Source organism: Pseudomonas sp. 13B_2.1_Bac1 (assembly GCF_025466155.1).
GTDB lineage: Bacteria > Pseudomonadota > Gammaproteobacteria > Pseudomonadales > Pseudomonadaceae > Aquipseudomonas > Aquipseudomonas aylmerensis.
The window spans coordinates 84,395-100,334 of the sequence record NZ_JANLOH010000095.1; the positions used below are offsets into that span (position 1 = coordinate 84,395).

11 protein-coding genes are annotated in these 15,940 nt (G+C 65.1%); 3 read left to right on the top strand and 8 right to left on the bottom strand.

Features of this window, described 5'->3' with window-relative positions:
- Nucleotides 1-24: 24 nt before the first annotated feature.
- From NTD80_RS23920 to NTD80_RS23955, 8 genes are all read right to left on the bottom strand, one after another.
- Nucleotides 25-927, bottom strand: a complete 903-nt coding sequence (locus NTD80_RS23920; protein ID WP_262135242.1) for a LysR family transcriptional regulator — start codon at nucleotides 925-927, stop codon at nucleotides 25-27.
- A 1,465-nt stretch (nucleotides 928-2,392) separates the two neighbouring features.
- Nucleotides 2,393-4,171: a dipeptide ABC transporter ATP-binding protein gene (locus tag NTD80_RS23925; RefSeq protein WP_262135243.1), complete on the bottom strand. Its 1,779-nt coding sequence runs from the start codon at nucleotides 4,169-4,171 to the stop codon at nucleotides 2,393-2,395.
- Nucleotides 4,168-4,977: an ABC transporter permease gene (locus NTD80_RS23930; protein WP_065901234.1), complete on the bottom strand. Its 810-nt coding sequence runs from the start codon at nucleotides 4,975-4,977 to the stop codon at nucleotides 4,168-4,170. Before NTD80_RS23930 ends, NTD80_RS23925 begins: the two co-directional genes overlap by 4 nt.
- On the bottom strand, nucleotides 4,974-6,032 hold the full coding sequence (locus tag NTD80_RS23935) for an ABC transporter permease (RefSeq protein WP_262135245.1): 1,059 nt from the start codon (nucleotides 6,030-6,032) through the stop codon (nucleotides 4,974-4,976). Before NTD80_RS23935 ends, NTD80_RS23930 begins: the two co-directional genes overlap by 4 nt.
- Nucleotides 6,025-7,581 (bottom strand): ABC transporter substrate-binding protein, encoded by a 1,557-nt coding sequence (locus NTD80_RS23940; RefSeq protein ID WP_106804064.1) that lies wholly within the window; start codon nucleotides 7,579-7,581, stop codon nucleotides 6,025-6,027. The genes NTD80_RS23935 and NTD80_RS23940 overlap by 8 nt, the downstream gene beginning before the upstream one ends.
- A 3-nt stretch (nucleotides 7,582-7,584) precedes the next feature.
- Nucleotides 7,585-8,772, bottom strand: a complete 1,188-nt coding sequence (locus NTD80_RS23945; RefSeq protein ID WP_262135247.1) for an LLM class flavin-dependent oxidoreductase — start codon at nucleotides 8,770-8,772, stop codon at nucleotides 7,585-7,587.
- A gap of 95 nt (nucleotides 8,773-8,867) precedes the next feature.
- Nucleotides 8,868-9,599 carry a class II aldolase/adducin family protein gene (locus NTD80_RS23950; protein WP_065901227.1) on the bottom strand — a complete coding sequence of 244 codons (732 nt, stop codon included), beginning with the start codon at nucleotides 9,597-9,599 and terminating at the stop codon, nucleotides 8,868-8,870.
- A 16-nt stretch (nucleotides 9,600-9,615) separates the two neighbouring features.
- A complete protein-coding gene (locus NTD80_RS23955) occupies nucleotides 9,616-10,659 on the bottom strand; it encodes an ABC transporter substrate-binding protein (protein ID WP_262135248.1) in 1,044 nt (347 codons plus the stop codon).
- Between the two features lie 293 nt (nucleotides 10,660-10,952).
- Here NTD80_RS23955 and NTD80_RS23960 point away from each other — a divergent pair, with 293 nt between their 5' ends.
- The 3 genes from NTD80_RS23960 to NTD80_RS23970 all read left to right on the top strand — a co-directional run bounded on the left by NTD80_RS23960 (nucleotide 10,953) and on the right by NTD80_RS23970 (nucleotide 15,885).
- The gene (locus NTD80_RS23960; RefSeq protein ID WP_262135249.1) at nucleotides 10,953-12,185 is read left to right on the top strand and encodes an acyl-CoA dehydrogenase family protein; all 1,233 of its coding nucleotides are present in this window, start codon (nucleotides 10,953-10,955) and stop codon (nucleotides 12,183-12,185) included.
- A 96-nt stretch (nucleotides 12,186-12,281) separates the two neighbouring features.
- Nucleotides 12,282-14,048 (top strand): ABC transporter ATP-binding protein, encoded by a 1,767-nt coding sequence (locus tag NTD80_RS23965; protein WP_262135250.1) that lies wholly within the window; start codon nucleotides 12,282-12,284, stop codon nucleotides 14,046-14,048.
- Nucleotides 14,041-15,885 (top strand): ABC transporter ATP-binding protein, encoded by a 1,845-nt coding sequence (locus tag NTD80_RS23970; RefSeq protein ID WP_262135251.1) that lies wholly within the window; start codon nucleotides 14,041-14,043, stop codon nucleotides 15,883-15,885. Before NTD80_RS23965 ends, NTD80_RS23970 begins: the two co-directional genes overlap by 8 nt.
- Nucleotides 15,886-15,940 lie beyond the last annotated feature (55 nt).

Sequence of the window (15,940 nt, forward strand, 5' to 3'; positions counted from 1 at the left end):
TAAATGACGGATAACGGAACGCATTCATACGCCAATCGTATGGGTCTGGAAGTGCTCGATCAGCTCGCTCACCAGCGGGTTCGGCCGTTCGGTGTTCCAGGCGACTGCGGTGGTCACCACGTTGAGTTTCTGCGTCAGGGCGCGCAAAACCACGTTGTCCGGCGCCAGTTTTTTCAGCGATGCCGGCACCAGCGCAATGCCCTGGCCGCAGCTGACAAAGGCGATTTGCGAGGCCACCGAACGCACTTCGTGCAGGACCCGTGGCGAGAAACCACTGGCACGGCAGGTGGCGATGAGGTTATCGAAGTACACCGGGCTGACCTTGCGCGAAAACATCACCAGCGGCTCGCTGGCCAGGCTCGACAGGCTGATGCGCGTGCGCGACGCCAAGGGGTGATTGCTGGGCAAGGCCACCATCAGGCGATCCTCGCGCAGCGGCAGCGACTGGATCGCCGGGCCGAGGTCTCCGTCCAGCCGCGCGAAGGCCAGGTCGATATCACCCGCTTCCAAGGCCGGCACCGCCTCCACGCTGTCGATCTCGCGCACCGACACGGTGAGGTGCGGGTAGCGTTGCTTGAGTTGGTCGATCAAGCCGGGCAACACATCGAACATCGCCGTGGAAATCGCGCCGATGGTCAGCATGCCGGACTGCCCCGCTACCGCCTCTTCCACCGCCAGCTCCAGGCGCTCCAGCTGCTCGGCAAACTTGCGCACCGCCGGCAGGATCGCCGCGCCCACCGGCGTCAACTTCGCCCCACGCCGCGAACGCTCGAACAAGGTGACCTTGAGCGCCTGCTCCAGCACCTGGATCTGCTCGCTCAACGGCGGCTGCGACATCCCGAGACGCTTGGCGGCGCGGCCGAAGTTCTGCTCTTCGGCAACGGCGAGGAACAGCCAGAGGTGGCGAATCAGGCGGAAGTTGATCATGGGCGGTCCATAGGCTGTGCGTATGTAATGATGCGTTGATCGCCAATATACCTATCATTGATGTCGACCGGCATGGGTGTTTTGATCACCGGTTTCCTCGGGCGCTGTTATGGGGCCCGGATTACAGCCACCCCACCGCCCAACTGTGGGAGCTGCCGAGCTTTAGCGAGGCTGCGAAGGCGGCGGCACTGATAACCTTTCTGTGCCTGACAGACCGCTTTCGCGGCCTCGCTGGGGCTCGACGGCTCCCACAGGGAGGTGTGCTGTGTTGCTGGGATTTGAGCAAGCATCGGGTTCGCTGTGTGGCTGGGATTCTAGCCAATACGGGATTCGCTATGTGGTTGAAATTTCAGCCACGACACCGCCCAACTGTGGGAGCTGCCGAGCTTCAGCGAGGCTGCGAAGGCGGCAGTACTGACACTCTTTCTTTGCCTGACCCACCGCCTTCGCGGCCTCGCTAAAGCTCGACGGCTCCCACAGGGAGAGCGCCTGTGTGAGTGGGATTTTCTGCAGCAAGCCAGCACAGGGGTTCGCTATATTCAGCAGTATATGAAGGGGATTTGAGCAGCACCTTGCCCCCACAGGGAGGTGTGCTGTGTGGCTGGGATTTGAGCAAGCACCGGGTTCGCTGTTTGGCTGGGATTTGAGCAAGCACCGGGTTCGCTGTGTGGCTGGGATTGCAGCCACCACGGGATTCGCTATGTGGTTGAAATTTCAGCCACTACACCGCCCAACTGTGGGAGCTGCCGAGCTTTAGCGAGGCTGCGAAGGCGGCGGCACTGATAACCCTTCTGTGACTGACATACCGCTTTCGCGGCCTCGCTAAAGCTCGACGGCTCCCACAGGAGAGCGCCTGTGTGAGTGGGATTTTCTGCAGCAAGCCAGCACAGGGGTTCGCTATATTCAGCAGTATATGAGGGGGATTTGAGCAGCACCTTGCCCCCACAGGGAGGTGAGCTGTGTGGCTGGGATTTGAGCAAGCACCGGGTTCGCTGTGTGGCTGGGATTCCAGCCACTACGGGATTCGCTATCTGGTTGAAATTTCAGCCACTACACCGCCCAACTGTGGGAGCTGCCGAGCTTTAGCGAGGCTGCGAAGGCGGCAGTACTGATAACCTTTCTGTGCCTGATAGACCGCTTTCGCGGCCTCGCTGGGGCTCGACGGCTCCCACAGGGAGGTGTGCTGTGTTGCTGGGATTTGAGCAAGCATCGGGTTCGCTGTGTGGCTGGGATTCTAGCCAATACGGGATTCGCTATGTGGTTGAAATTTCAGCCACGACACCGCCCAACTGTGGGAGCTGCCGAGCTTTAGCGAGGCTGCGAAAGCGGCGGCACTGATAACCTTTCTGTGCCTGACAGACCGCTTTCGCGGCCTCGCTGGGGCTCGACGGCTCCCACAGGAGAGCGCATGTGTGTGAGGGGGATTCAGCGCTGGTCCAGCGCCCATGCATGGATTGAAGTCGGTTCAGCCCAACGTCGGCGAATGCTCCAGCAACGTGCGGGTATACGCCGCCTGCGGCTGGTCCAGGACGCTGTCGACTGCGCCCTGCTCCACCACTCTGCCGACTTTCAAGACCAGCACCCGGTCGGCGATTGCGCGGACTACGCCCAGGTCGTGGGTCACGAACAGCAACGTCAAGCCTTCACGCTGCAACTGGCGCAGCAGGTCGAGGATCGAGGCTTGCACCGACACGTCCAGCGCCGAGGTGATTTCGTCGCAGATCAGCAGCCGTGGTTCGCACAACAGGGCTCGGGCGATGGCCACGCGCTGGCGTTCGCCGCCCGACAGGCTGTGAGGGTACAGGTCGGCCACCGACGCCGACAGCGACACGCGCTGGAGCACCGCCTCGACCCGCTGGCGCGCCGCCGCGCCTTTGATCGCGAAGAAGTGCTCCAGCGGCGCGCTCAAGGTCTGGTACACGGTTTGCCGTGGGTTCAGCGCGCGGTACGGGTTCTGGAAAATGTATTGGATCTGGTGGCGCAAGCCCGCGTCACGCTGGCGCGCCTGCAGCGGCAAAGGCCGGCCGGCGTAGCTCAACTGCCCTTCGGCATTCTCGCCAAGCCCGGCGACGGCCCGCGCCAGGCTGGTCTTGCCGGAACCGGACTCACCCACCAGCGCCAGGCATTCACCCGGCTGCACCTGCAACGTGATGTCGAACAACACCTGTCGGTCATAGGCGACGTTCAAGCCGCTGATCGACAACAACGGCGCCTGCGTCTGCGTCGTGAGCGCCGCAATCGGGGTCAACCCACGCACCTGCAACGGCTGGTCATGCGCATTCAGGCACGCCACCGCGTGTCCGGCTGGCAGCGCCTGGAGCGGCGGCTCGGCCACCGCGCAGGCCGAAGTAAACCGGTCACAACGTGGTCCGAAGCTGCACCCCTGCGGCCGTTGCCCCGGCGCCGGGGCCTGCCCGGCAATGGCTTGCAGTTCACGCCGACCGGCCACATCCGGGATCGCCGCCAGCAAGCCGCGTGTGTACGGGTGCGATGGCAGGCGAAACAGCACCTCGCGCGTGGCCGTCTCGACGATGCGCCCGGCGTACATCACCATCACCCGGTCCACCAGGTCCTTGATCACCGCCAAGTCATGGGACACATACACCGCCGCCACACCTTGGCTTTTGCACAAGCGGCGCAAGGTCGCGAGGATATGCGCCTGGGTGCTGACATCCAGCGCGGTGGTCGGCTCATCCAGCACGATCAGGCGCGGGCGCAGCACAAAGGCCAGCGCCAGCATCACGCGCTGCTGCTGGCCACCGGACAATTGATGAGGAAAGCGTCGCAGAAACTCGGGATCGTCCGGCAGGCCGACATCGCGCAGGGTCTCGCTGATGCGTTGCTGCTGGGCAGCGCGGTCCAGTTGCAGCGGATGCACTGCCAACGTCTCGCGCAACAGGTTGCCAATGCGCAGGGCCGGGTTCAGCGCCGTGGCCGGGTCCTGGGCGACGTAACCGATCAGGCTGCCACGCGCCCGGCGCAAGGCCTCGCCCTCCAGGCTCAATAACGCCTGGCCGTCGACCTGCACCTGGCCCGCGACGATGCGCGCACCGCGTCGGGCGTGGGCGAGCAAAGCGGTGGCCAGGGTGGTCTTGCCCGAGCCCGACTCCCCCACCAGCCCGAGGATTTCGCCCGCGTTCAGGCTGAATGAAATGCCCGACACCACATCCACCTGCGCCGACAATTCCACCCGCAGGTCGTGCACTTGCAACACCGCCGTGTCGATTTCGGTGATCGCGTTCATGCCTGTTTCTCTCCCATCCGTGCGCTGCGCCGGCCGATGCCTTCGGCGAGGATATTGGTACCGTAGGCAAACACCCCGATCAGTACCGCCGGGGCCAACACCGCCCAGGGCTGTACCAGCAGGCCTGCCTGGTTTTCATTGATCATCAGGCCCCAGTCCGCCGTGGGCGGCGCGACCCCATAGCCGAGAAAACTCAAACCCGAGAGCATGCCCACCCCCCAGGTCAACATGTTGCCGAAGTGCACCAGCAGCGGCGTGAGGATGTTCGGCAGGATCTCCTTGAACAGAATGCGCCGCCGCGAATACCCCATCATCTGCGCCGCCTCGACAAACTCCTGCCCCGCCACCGCCACCGCACTGGCCCGCGCCAGGCGGATGACGCCGGGAATGAACGCGATGGACACGGTCAAGACAATCAGCCACGGCGCGCGACCCAGCATCGACACGATCAGCAGCACCAGGATCAGGTCGGGAAACGCCAGGGATACATCCGCCGACCACGTGATCAGCTGGTCCAAACGTCGCCGCGAGAGCCCGGCCAACAACCCCAGCGTACTGCCCACCGCCAGCGCGATACTCGCCGCCGCCACCGACATCCACAGCACCGACAGACCGCCGCTGAGCAGGCGCGACAGCACGTCGTGCCCAAGGAAGTCATAGCCCAGCCATGCGCTGCCCATCGGCGCGCCGTACACCGGGCCGACCATGTCGGTGGTGCCATGGGGCGCCAGCCACGGGCCCAGCACGGCAATCGCAATCACCAGCGCGGTGATCAGTGCACCTTTGCGAATTTGCGGCTCGTTCATGCCTCACCTCGGGAGCGGCGCCACCACGGGGTGATGCCCCGGCGGTTGCGTTGGATCATCCTCACGCGCCGCGCCGTGCGCAGCTTGGGCGTGAGCAATACGGTCAGCAGGTCGGCCAGCAGGTTGATCAGCACCACCGCCAGGGTGATCACCAGCACAATCGCCTGGATCATCGGCAGGTCGCGCATCTGGATGGCCGCGTTGAGTGCGGTGCCGATGCCGGGATAACTGAAGATCACCTCGGCCAGCACCGCGCCACCGATCAGCGTGCGCAAGGTCAGTGCCACGCCTTGGATCGCCGGCACCAGCGCGTTGGGCAACGTGTGGCACCACACGATGCGCCGGTAGGGAATGCCGCGCAGCCGCGCCGCGATCACGTAGTCGGACTCCAGCGCCTCGATCATCGCCGCACGCACCATGCGCGTGAGATAAGGCAGCGCAGTCAGGCTCAGGGCCACGACGGGCAGGATCAGGAACTTGAGCTGGCGCAGCAGCGACTGGTCCGGGTCGAGAATCGACACCGCCGGCAGAAAGTCCATGTGCGGCATGGAAAACAGCAGCACCAGGCCAATCGCCAAGAGGAAACCCGGCGTGGCCTTGAGAAAGATCAGCAACGACAGGCTCCAGCGATCCAGGCGGCTGTCGCGGCGCAACGCCAGCGCCACGCCCAACGCGAGCGCCGCCGGCACCACCAGTGCGATCACCCCGGCCAGCAGCGCCAGGGTATAGCCGAAACGGCCCCACAGGAGGTGGCTGACCGGCGCGTTGGAATCCAGCGACACGCCAAGATCACCACTCATGGCCGCGCCCAGCCAGCGCAGGTATTGCCACAGGATCGGCTGGTCGAGGCCCAGTTGGTGCTGCAGGGTGAGGATACTTTCCAGCGGCGCATCCGGGCCGAGGATCACCCGCGCCGGGTCCGATGGCAGCGCCTGGGTGGCGATAAACACCACCAGGCTGATCACCCAGGCGGTCAGCAAACCGTAGCCCAGGCGCCCGACGAACCACGACAGCCAGGCCGGCGTACGCGGGGTTTTGCAGTGCGACTCAGACATGGTTCAACCACAACTCGTCAAAACGCCAGGAGGCGAAGGTGGTCTGCTCGGGGTTCAGGCCGCCGACCTTCACGGACGCCGCGTCGAGCACATCACTGAAGCCCCAGATCAGCAGGCCGCCACGTTCGTGCTGGATCTGCTGGGCTTCGTGCACCAGGCCGGTACGCAATGCCAGATCGGGCTGGGCCAGGGCCTGGCGGTACAAGCTGTCGAACTGTGGGTCATGGAAATTGCTGCGGTTGTAGATCGCCAGCGGCGCGTCGTTGTGCAGGGCCGAGGCCAGAAAACCGCGCGCCGGGGTCGAGCCCGGCGATACCTGCCATTGCTCGCGCTGCGGGCCATTGAACACCGCGCCGTCAACCTGGGTGACACGCACCTCCACACCGGCCTTTTTCGCTTGCTGGGCGAACACCAGCGCAGCATTCACTCCAGGGCCTGGCGTGGTGGTCAGCTCGACGCGCAGGTCAGTCTGCCCGGCCTGGCGCAACAGCGAGCGTGCCTGCTCCAGGTCATACGGGCGCTGCGCAATTGCATGGTTGTAGGTGGGGTCATGGGGCGAATACAGGTCGTTGGCGATCCGCCCGAAACCATTGAGACCACGGTCCACCAACTCCTGGCGGTCGGCGAGCAGACGAAACGCCTGGCGCACGCGCACATCGTCGAACGGCGGCTTGGCCAGGTTCAGGTTGAAACCGGTGAATGAAGTCGTCGGTGAGACGCACAGCGACAGGCGCGAATCGGCCTTGAGCAACGCGCTGTGCTCGGCCTGCACGCCGCTGGCCACGTCGATCTGCCCGGCGCGCAATGCGGCCACGCGCGAGACCTGGTCCTTGAACTCGATGATTTCCAGCTCGTCGGCATACGGCTGACCGGGTTTGTAGTAGTTCTCGAACCGCGTGTACAGCGAGCGCTGGCCGGGCACGAAGCGCTTGAGCTTGTAAGGGCCGGCGCCCACCGGGTTGGTGATCGGGTCATAGTCGGTCGGCACGATGCCGCCGAAGCTGATCAGGGTTTCATCCAAAGGGAAGAAGCTCTGGCCCTGCTTGAAACGAATTTCGATGGTGCGCTCATCCAGCTTGCGCAGCGCGTTGCGATCGATCGCCCCGACCAAGCCGGCAAACGGTGAAGCCAGTTTGGGGTCGGTCAGGCGCAACAGCGAAAACAGCATGTCGTCGGCACCGATGGTCTTGCCATGGTGAAACTCCAGGCCGGGCTTGATGCGGATGGTCCAGGCGCTGGCGTCGGCATTCGGCTCGGCGAACTCGGCCAGGGCCAGGCGCGTGCTGACATCGGTGTTCCATTCCCAGAACTTGCTGTACAGCGCCCAGCCACGGATGATCCCGCCGCCCACCGGTTTATGCGCATCCAGGTTGCCCGACTGGTCACCGTCGATAATGCCGATGCGCAGGCGCCCGCCACTCACCGGCTTACCCGTCAGGACCGCCGCGCCCTGGCTCGCCGCACCGCTGTCACAGCCCCCCAGCAACAGGCCGCCGCCGACCACCAGGCTGTTGCCGAGAAACACCCGGCGGGAAAATCCGTCACTCATCACTCAAGCCTCTTCGCGCTGTACAGCCTTGTGGGTGACGCCCAGGCGCGGCACTTCAAAGCCGTGGTCCAGGTCCAGCAACGGGAACAGCAAATCGGCGACCCGATGGGCTTCGTCGATCAACGGGAAGCCCGAGAGGATGAATGCCGAGGTGCCTTGCGCCTCGTATTCGCGGATGCGCTCGGCGACCTGCTCGGCACTGCCCACCAGATACGTGCCGGCAGCCGGGCCGAGGATGTTGAAGCCGAACAGGCTGGGGCCGAGCCACACGTTGGGGTAGATTTCCAGCTCACGCGCAGTGGGCAGGCGCCCGCCACGTACCGTCTCGACATTGCGCTGGGTTTGCGGGTCGTCGCTGTGAAAATCCTCCAGGCTCACCCCCGGCGGCAACTGGCGCTCAAGCGCATTGCGTGCGGTCTGCAGCGAGGTGCGCTGCAGCATTTTTTCCGCGTGGGCCCAGGCTTCTTCCTCGGTCTCACGCACGATGATTTGCAGGCGCGTGCCAAAGGTCAGTTCGCGGCCGATCTTCGCAGCCTCGGCGGCGACCTTGCGGAACTTGTCGCCGAGTTTCGGCGGGGTGTTGGCGAAGCTCAGGTACACATCGAGCAATTGCACCGAATGCTCGACCCCCGGCCCCGACGTGCCGGCGCCCCACAACGGGATACCCGGTTTCTGGTACGGCGGGTGCCAACCGCCCAGTGGATGACTGGCGGCGCCCGGCGAACGCGGGGCGAGCTTGACGTACTCACCGTCATAGCCACGCGTATCGCCGGCGTAGAAGCCCTGGAACGCACGCCAGTATTCAAGGCTGAAGGCGTAACGCTCGTCATGCGCGTAATGCACGCCCAACGTGGCCAGGCCAGCGTCATTGCCGTTGACCACGTTGAACAGCAGGCGGCCATTAGAGAACTGGTCGAAGGTCAAGGCCCATTTGGCCAACACCGCCGGCGACAGCTCGCCCGGGTGTTGCGCCACCAGGAAACGCAGGCGCTGGGTGGCGTCGATCAACGACGCGGCCACCGCCAGGCTTTCATTCGGGCTGGAGCCCAGCAGCGAGCCGTAATAGCCGAGGCGATCACTGGCGACCGCCAATTGCTTGAGGTGTTGGAAGTCGGTTTTCCAGCGCCCTTCAGGCTCCCACGGATAAGGCCCATCGGGCGTGGTGAGGTACCAGAGAATCTTTACAGCCATGACAGACATCCTTGAATGGAACCGTCCCCTGCAGGCGCCGGCTTGCGGCGCCTGCAGGGGGCGTGGTGGTTTCAATCACCGTGATGAGGGTGTGTTCAGTTTTTGCGGTCGATGGCCGGGACCAGGCCCAGTGCGGTGGCGTGTTCGAACAGGCCGCTCATTTTCCACTGCTGGGTCAACACGCCCGGCCCGTAGGGACGCGATCCACCCAGGGCGTCAGCGAGCAATTGCAGCTGGGCGCCCTCCTCCAGCAACAGGATGAATTCGGCGGTAGCCCGCAGTCCTTGCTTGCCCCACACGGTGGAGCCGCCGTTGGCCTCGAGGATGGCCAGGTTGAACGGGTTTTCGGCGATCTTGTCGAGGATGAAGTCGACTTCCTGCTGGCGACGGTCGATGTACACCGGCAGCTCCCGCGCCAACTGGTAGCGCTGCACCGGCACGTAGTGGAATGGCAAGGTGCGGTGGGTCTGTGCCCAGGCGCCGAGGTACGGCGAATGCACGTGGGACACGGTGGTCACGTCCGGGTGCTGCTGGAACAGCTTGGTGTAGCGGCCCAGGCCACCCTTGCCTTTGCCGAGAATCACGTTGCCGGCAAAGTCGGTAACCGTGGCTTGCAGCGGCTTGCGGTAGTTCCACGGGCCGCCGTAGTTCACCGACACCAGCAGCTCCTGGCCGGGTACGCGCTCGATGAAACCGACGGTGCCGTTGGCGGTGATGGTGTTGGTTTCACGGAATACGGTGAAGGCCTCTTCGGCCTCCAGCAGCACCTTGTCGACAAAGGCCTGCAGTGCTTGATCGAGGGGTTGAGCGTGAGCAATGGCAGTCATGGGGCATTCTCCAGGTTCAGGCGCGGCGCTTGGCCAACAGTTCATGGGCAGCTTGCAGGGGGCGCGGATCGACCCAGTCGGCGATCGAGAAATCGCGCTCCAGGAAGCCGTGCAGGTACAGGAAATCTTTTTGTACGCCGAGGAAATCCAGGCGCTGGGCCGACAAATCCGGGGCCAGGGTGGTATGGAAATCACCGCGATAAGCCTCGGCCACACCGGCACTGCCGGCGCGGGTTTCTTCTTCGAGAATCGCGTTCAGGCCAGCGCGGTTGTTCGCCGCCCAATCCGCCGCACTGAGGGTCTGCGCCAGGAAGCGCACCACCAGGTCAAAGTGGTTGTCGAGCAGGCTCTGGTGCACGGTGATTGGCCGTGGCGTGCCGTTGTTGATGCGATAGCGCGGCTCGGCGATCAGGTCCAGGTCGATCCCCACCACCAGCCCCAGGCGCCGTGCGGCGTCGGCCGCCGAGGCGCCCTTGACGTACACCGCATCCACCTCGCCACGCACCAGGTAATCCAGGCCCGACCACAGGCGTTGCAGGCCTTGCTGCGGGTCCGGCGCTTGCTCCTGGTCCTGCAAGGCCACCTCCACCAGTTCGACATCGTCAAAGCCGAGGCCGGCCAGGCTCAATGCGCCCTTGTAGCCGTGCAGGCTCATGGCGCGTGCAATGCTGCCAGGGCGGCTGTCGCCCCAGGCCGGCAGGGCCAGGCGCTTGCCTTTGAGATGCTCGGGGCGGCTGATGCCGGAGTCCGGGCGAACCAGGATGGTCTGCCATTCCTCGATCCAGGTCAGGCCGATCAGGCGGCTCGGTGCGCCGGCAGCGCGTGCCGCCAGGGCCGGCACGTTACCGCCTTCGCGAAACAGCCCAGGCAGGTCGTGATCGTAATGGTGACGGCCCAGCTGGCGAGCCTCCTGCAACGTCGACACCGGCAAACCATCCGGCGCGAACTCTTCGGTCAACCACCCCAGCTTGTAGGCGATGCCGGAGGCGGTCGGCACCGGGCAGCGGGTAAACCAGATCTGCTCAAGCTCAGGCGTGGGCAGGACAGCGGAAAGGGTCATGGGCAGCTCCATTGAATTGGGCAAGTCAGTGGAGGAGGTATTGCAGAGGCCGTGCCAATCGACGCGGGCCAGGGTTTACAGGGCTGTCGCGGCGAACCCGGCCACGCGACTGCTGACCTGCCAACAGCACTGCTGCTGCGCCAGCAGTCGCCTGCGAGCACTGCTGCCCCAGCAGCAGCCCCGCCCGCGCAGCCCCCACATGGAGGGGGTTTTCACATTGGCTTGGAACTTGCTCAAGCCCCTGCCAACACCGCAACCCCTGGGGAAGCGAACCCAAACAGAAGGATGAATGCATGACTACGTTTGAACAGGCGCCTGTACGCCAACTGCACAGCGAAGCCGAGGCCATCGCCGCGGCCAAGGACATCGCGGTGGAGATCGCCGCCATCGCCGCCGACCCCGAGCAGAACGGCCAACTGCCGTGGCGCCAGGCACAGCTGTTATCCGAAAGCGGCATCACCGCCATCGGCGTGCCGAAGGCCTTTGGCGGGCTGGGGGCTTGCGTGCAGACCATCGTCGAGACCGTGCGGATTATCTCGGTGGCCGATGGCGGCGTCGGCCAACTGCTGCAGATCCACAACGTGATGCTGCGCGGGATTTTCAACGGCTACCCGGATGCAGTGCGGGATCGGCTGGTCAGCGATGTGTTGGCTGGCAAACGCTTCGGCAACGCCCTGGCCGAGGTCGGCGGCAAGAACAAATTCGCCCTGAAGACCCGCGTCGAACGCCGTGAGGACGGCGCCCTGGTACTCAATGGCAGCAAGTTCTACTCGACCGGCTCGTACCTCGCCGAATGGATCTCGCTCACCGCCGCCTCGGACGACGGCGGCGCCGGTGTCCTGCTCAACCGCAACGCAGCGGGCCTCACGCTGGTGGATGACTGGGCCGCCTTTGGCCAGAAAAACTCGGTCAGCGGCACGGTGAATTTCGACAATATCTTGCTGGACGAAGACTACGTCTCGCGCCGCAAAGGCCCGATGAAACGCACCGGGCTGACCTTCCCGCAGATCCTCCACGCGGCCATCGACACCGGCATCGCCGCCGGCGCCTTGTCTGCCGCCGTCGACTACCTCAAGCACCACGCGCGGCCGTGGGTGGAAAGTGGCGTCGACCACGCCAATGAAGAGCCGCACATCATCAAGCAGATCGGTGAATACGCCGTCGCGCTGCGGGCTGCCGAATCGCTGCTGCGCGACGCCGCACGCGTGTTCGATGCCCATGAGCAAGACCCGGACAACAAGGAACTGCAGGACGAATTGATCCTGTCGGTCGCCACCGCCCGCGCGCATTCCGACAGCGCCTCACTGAAGATCTCCAGCGATATCTTCTCGCTGCTGGGCGCCAGCGCCTCGCTGAGCAAATGGAACCTGGACCGCTTCTGGCGCAACGCCCGCGTGCACACCACCCACGACCCGATCCGCTGGCGACTGCACCACGTGGGCAACTACTACCTCAACGACGTGGACCCAGGCGAATACACCGCGATCCTGAATGCCAAGGAAACCCAGGGCGCCACCCGTAAATAAAACCCTGCCGGCGATGGCGTCTTTAAGGGCGCCATCGCCGGCAAGCCGGGCTCCTGCAAGGTTCGGCATTCCCCCGCTTATGTCTACGAGCTTTTCATGATTGAACAACACCCTCTTTTACGCAGCCTGGCGATCTACCGGGAAATGCCCTGGCGATTCAGCCTGGTCGCGGCGCTGTACGTGGCGATCAACCTGGGGCTGGTCTGGCAGCAATGGCTGATCGGGCATGCCGTCAATGATGTCAGTGCCGGCCGCGCGGTGGTGCGCCTCGCGGATGGCAGCCTGGAGGCCGGCCTCGGCTGGTACTGGCTGGGGCTGATGCTCGCCGTGGCCCTCGGCCGTGGCGTGCTGCAGTACATCGCCAGCGTGCTCTCGCTGGTGATCAGCCAGGAACTGCTGACGCGCCTGCGCGAACGCATCCTCGCCCAGGTGCAAAGCCTGCACCTGGGCTACCACTGGCAGCACGGCATGGGCGAGATGATCACGCGCACGACCCGCGACGCCGACAAGGTCCGCGACGCGCTGATCACCTTCTGGCGCCAACTGGTGGAAACGCCGCTGGTGGTACTCGCCACGGTCGGCCTGCTCAGCTGGTACAACCCGCTGCTGGGGCTGGTGCCGTTGTTGCTGACGGTCACCGGGCTGTGGATTTTCGTGCGCCAGACCGAGCGCCTGGTGGGCCTGGATCGGGCGGTCGGCAGCGCCTACGACCGCGTCAACCAGGACCTGAGCGAAGGCATTGGCGGTGTGCGCGTGATCAAGTCATTTGCGCTGGAGCAGCGACGTATCCAGGGCTTCGCCGACCAGGTGGCGGTGTTCGCCGGCCTCGCGCGCCAGGCGCTGGCGTATTCCAGCTCGCGCATTCCACTGCCCCAGGCCGTGGTTGCGTTGGGGCATGTGTGGATCCTGGTGTACGGCGCGCACCTGGTCGCCGCCGGGCAACTGAGCATTGGCGAACTGGTGACCTCACTGTTGATCGCCACCACCCTGGTGTTTCGCATCGAAGGGATCGGCCGGGTGATGCAGACTTTCGCCGATGCTCGCGCCAGTGCCGAGCGCATCTGGCAATTGCTCGACGCACCCGCCGCTATCCGCAGCGGTACTGCCACCCTGCCCGCCACGCCGCTGGGGCTCAAGTTGGAGCACGTCAGCGTGACGGCACCGGGCGGCGGTCGCGACATTTTGCAGGCGTGTTCGTTGAGCATCCAGCCGGGTGAAATCGTCGCACTGGTCGGCGCCACCGGTACCGGCAAAAGCCTGCTCGCCAGCTTGTTGCCGCGCCTGAGCGACGTGACTGCCGGGCGCGTATTGCTCGGCTCGGACGCCAGCGGCTGGCAGGACATTCGCGAGCTGCAACTCGGCCCGCTGCGCCAGCGCGTGCATGTGGTGCCGCAGGAAAGTTTTCTGTTCGCCGGCACCCTCGCCGCCAACCTGCGCCTGACCGCGCCCAGCGCCACCGACGCCCAGCTGCGCGATGCGCTGCACAGAGCCGCCGCCGACGACATCGTGCAGCGTCTGCCCCAAGGCCTGGATACACCCCTGGGCGACCGGGGCGTGACCTTGTCCGGTGGCCAGCGCCAACGCCTGTGCCTGGCCCGCGCGCTGTTGGGCACCCCCGACATTCTGTGCCTGGACGACGCCACCAGCGCGCTCGACGCCATCAGCGAGCGCCAGGTGTTGCAGAACCTGCGGCAACTGCGTGGCACCACGGTGCTGGTGATCTCCAGCAAGCTCTCGACCATTTTGCTGGCCGACCGCGTGTTGATGCTGGCCGACGGCAGAGTCACTGCCATGGGCCGCCACACCGACCTGCAATCAACCAACGCGCACTACCGCGACCTGCTGGGGATCGACCATGGCTAACCCGCTGCCAGGCAAAGCCTTGAGCGATATCGAAATCGAAGAAATGCTCGCGAAGAAGGCCCTCGATCGCAGCATGTTCAAGCGGCTGCTGCCACTGCTGCGGCCAATCCGACGCCAGATCGCCGCGGTGATCGGCATTGAAATTGTGCTGGTGATCACGGTGTTCCTGCGCCCCTGGTTTGTGCGCGAACTGCTCGACCGCGGGCTGATCCAGCAGGCTGACCATTGGCTGCTGGATGAGCGCCTGGTGCTGTGGCTCGGCCTTGGCCTGGCAGCCAGTTGGCTGGCGCGCTTCCTGTTGGCCGGGGTCTCGCAGTTCGTCGCCGGCGGCGCGGCGATCCGGGTGCTGAACGCGTTGCGCGTGCAGGTGTTCGCACACGTGCAGGGCCTGAGCGTGAGTTACTTCGACCAGACACGCGCCGGGCGCATCATTTCGCGGGTCGACCGCGATGTCGACGCGCTGGAGCCGCTGGTGATCCAGGGCCCGCCGGAACTGCTTGGCGCCCTGCTGCGCTGCGGCCTGGCGTCGGTGATGCTGTGGCGTATCGACCCCCGGTTTTTCCTCAGCCTGGTGGCGACGGTGCCGCTGCTGGTGCTGGCCACGTGGAGTTTCAAGCGCATCTCGCAGCGCAACTGGGCCAAGGTCGCGGAGAACCGCAGCCGCTTCACCGCGCACCTGGTGGAAAGCGTCAGCGGCGCGCGCCTGTTGCAGCAATGCGCGCAAGAAGCCCCCAACCTGCGGCGCTATCGCGGGCTGCTGGATGACTTCAACCAGGCGCTGATTCGCGGCAGCCTGCGCTCGTCGTGGTTTGCGCCGTTTACCGCGTTGCTCAGCTCGGCAGGCATCGCGCTGTTGCTGCTGGTCGGCGCCTACGGGCTGGTGGCGGGCGAAGTGAGTGTGGGCCAGGTTGCCGAAAGCCTGTTCTACGTGTTTTTGTTCCTCGGGCCGCTGCAGGAGCTGTCCGACCTGTTTGAGCGCTACGCCACCGGCTCGGCATCGGCGCAGCGGATTTTCCTGTTGCTCGACACCACGCCGCAGATCATCGACCGTGCCACGCCACACACGCTGGAACGGGCACGCGGCGAAGTGCACTTCGACCAGGTCGGTTTCAGTTACGGCCAGGCGCCCGTGATCAATGGCCTGGACCTGCACATTCCGGCCGGTGAAGTGTTGGCGATCGTCGGTCCGTCCGGCCACGGCAAAAGCACCCTGGTGCAGTTGCTGACGCGCTTCTACGACGTGCAATCGGGCGCGGTGCGTCTCGACGGCATCGACGTGCGCGACCTGGCGCAACACACCCTGCGCCGTCACGTCGGCGTGGTGCTGCAGGACAACGTGCTGTTCAGCGGCAGCATCCTCGACAACCTGCGCCTGGCCGCGCCCCAGGCTGACGACGCCACGCTGATCGCCGCCGCCCGCGAGCTCGGTGCCGATGAAGTGCTGGAGCGCCTGCCCCACCAGTACCACACCGAAGTCGGTCCGCTCGGCGCGCACCTCAGTCATGGCCAGCGGCAGTTGGTGTGCCTGGTGCGTGCGTACCTGGCAGACCCGGCGGTGCTGGTGCTGGATGAGGCGACTTCGGCGGTGGATATTCATACCGAGCGGCGGATTCAGCGGGCGTTGCGGCGCCTGTGCGAGGGGCGGACGGCGATCATCATCGCGCATCGATTGGCGACGATTCGCGATGCGGACCGGATCGCGGTGATCCGGCATGGGCAGGTGGTGGAGCTGGGGCCGCATGCGGGGCTTATTGCCCAGGAGGGGGCGTATGCTGGGTTGTATCGGAGTTATTTGCTGAGTGCTCGGGCGGGGGAGCCTGAGGTGGTTCTTTTGTAGGGGTGGGGGTATATCCGTTATTGGGGGGATGGCTGGCTAGGGTTCCGCCCTTACG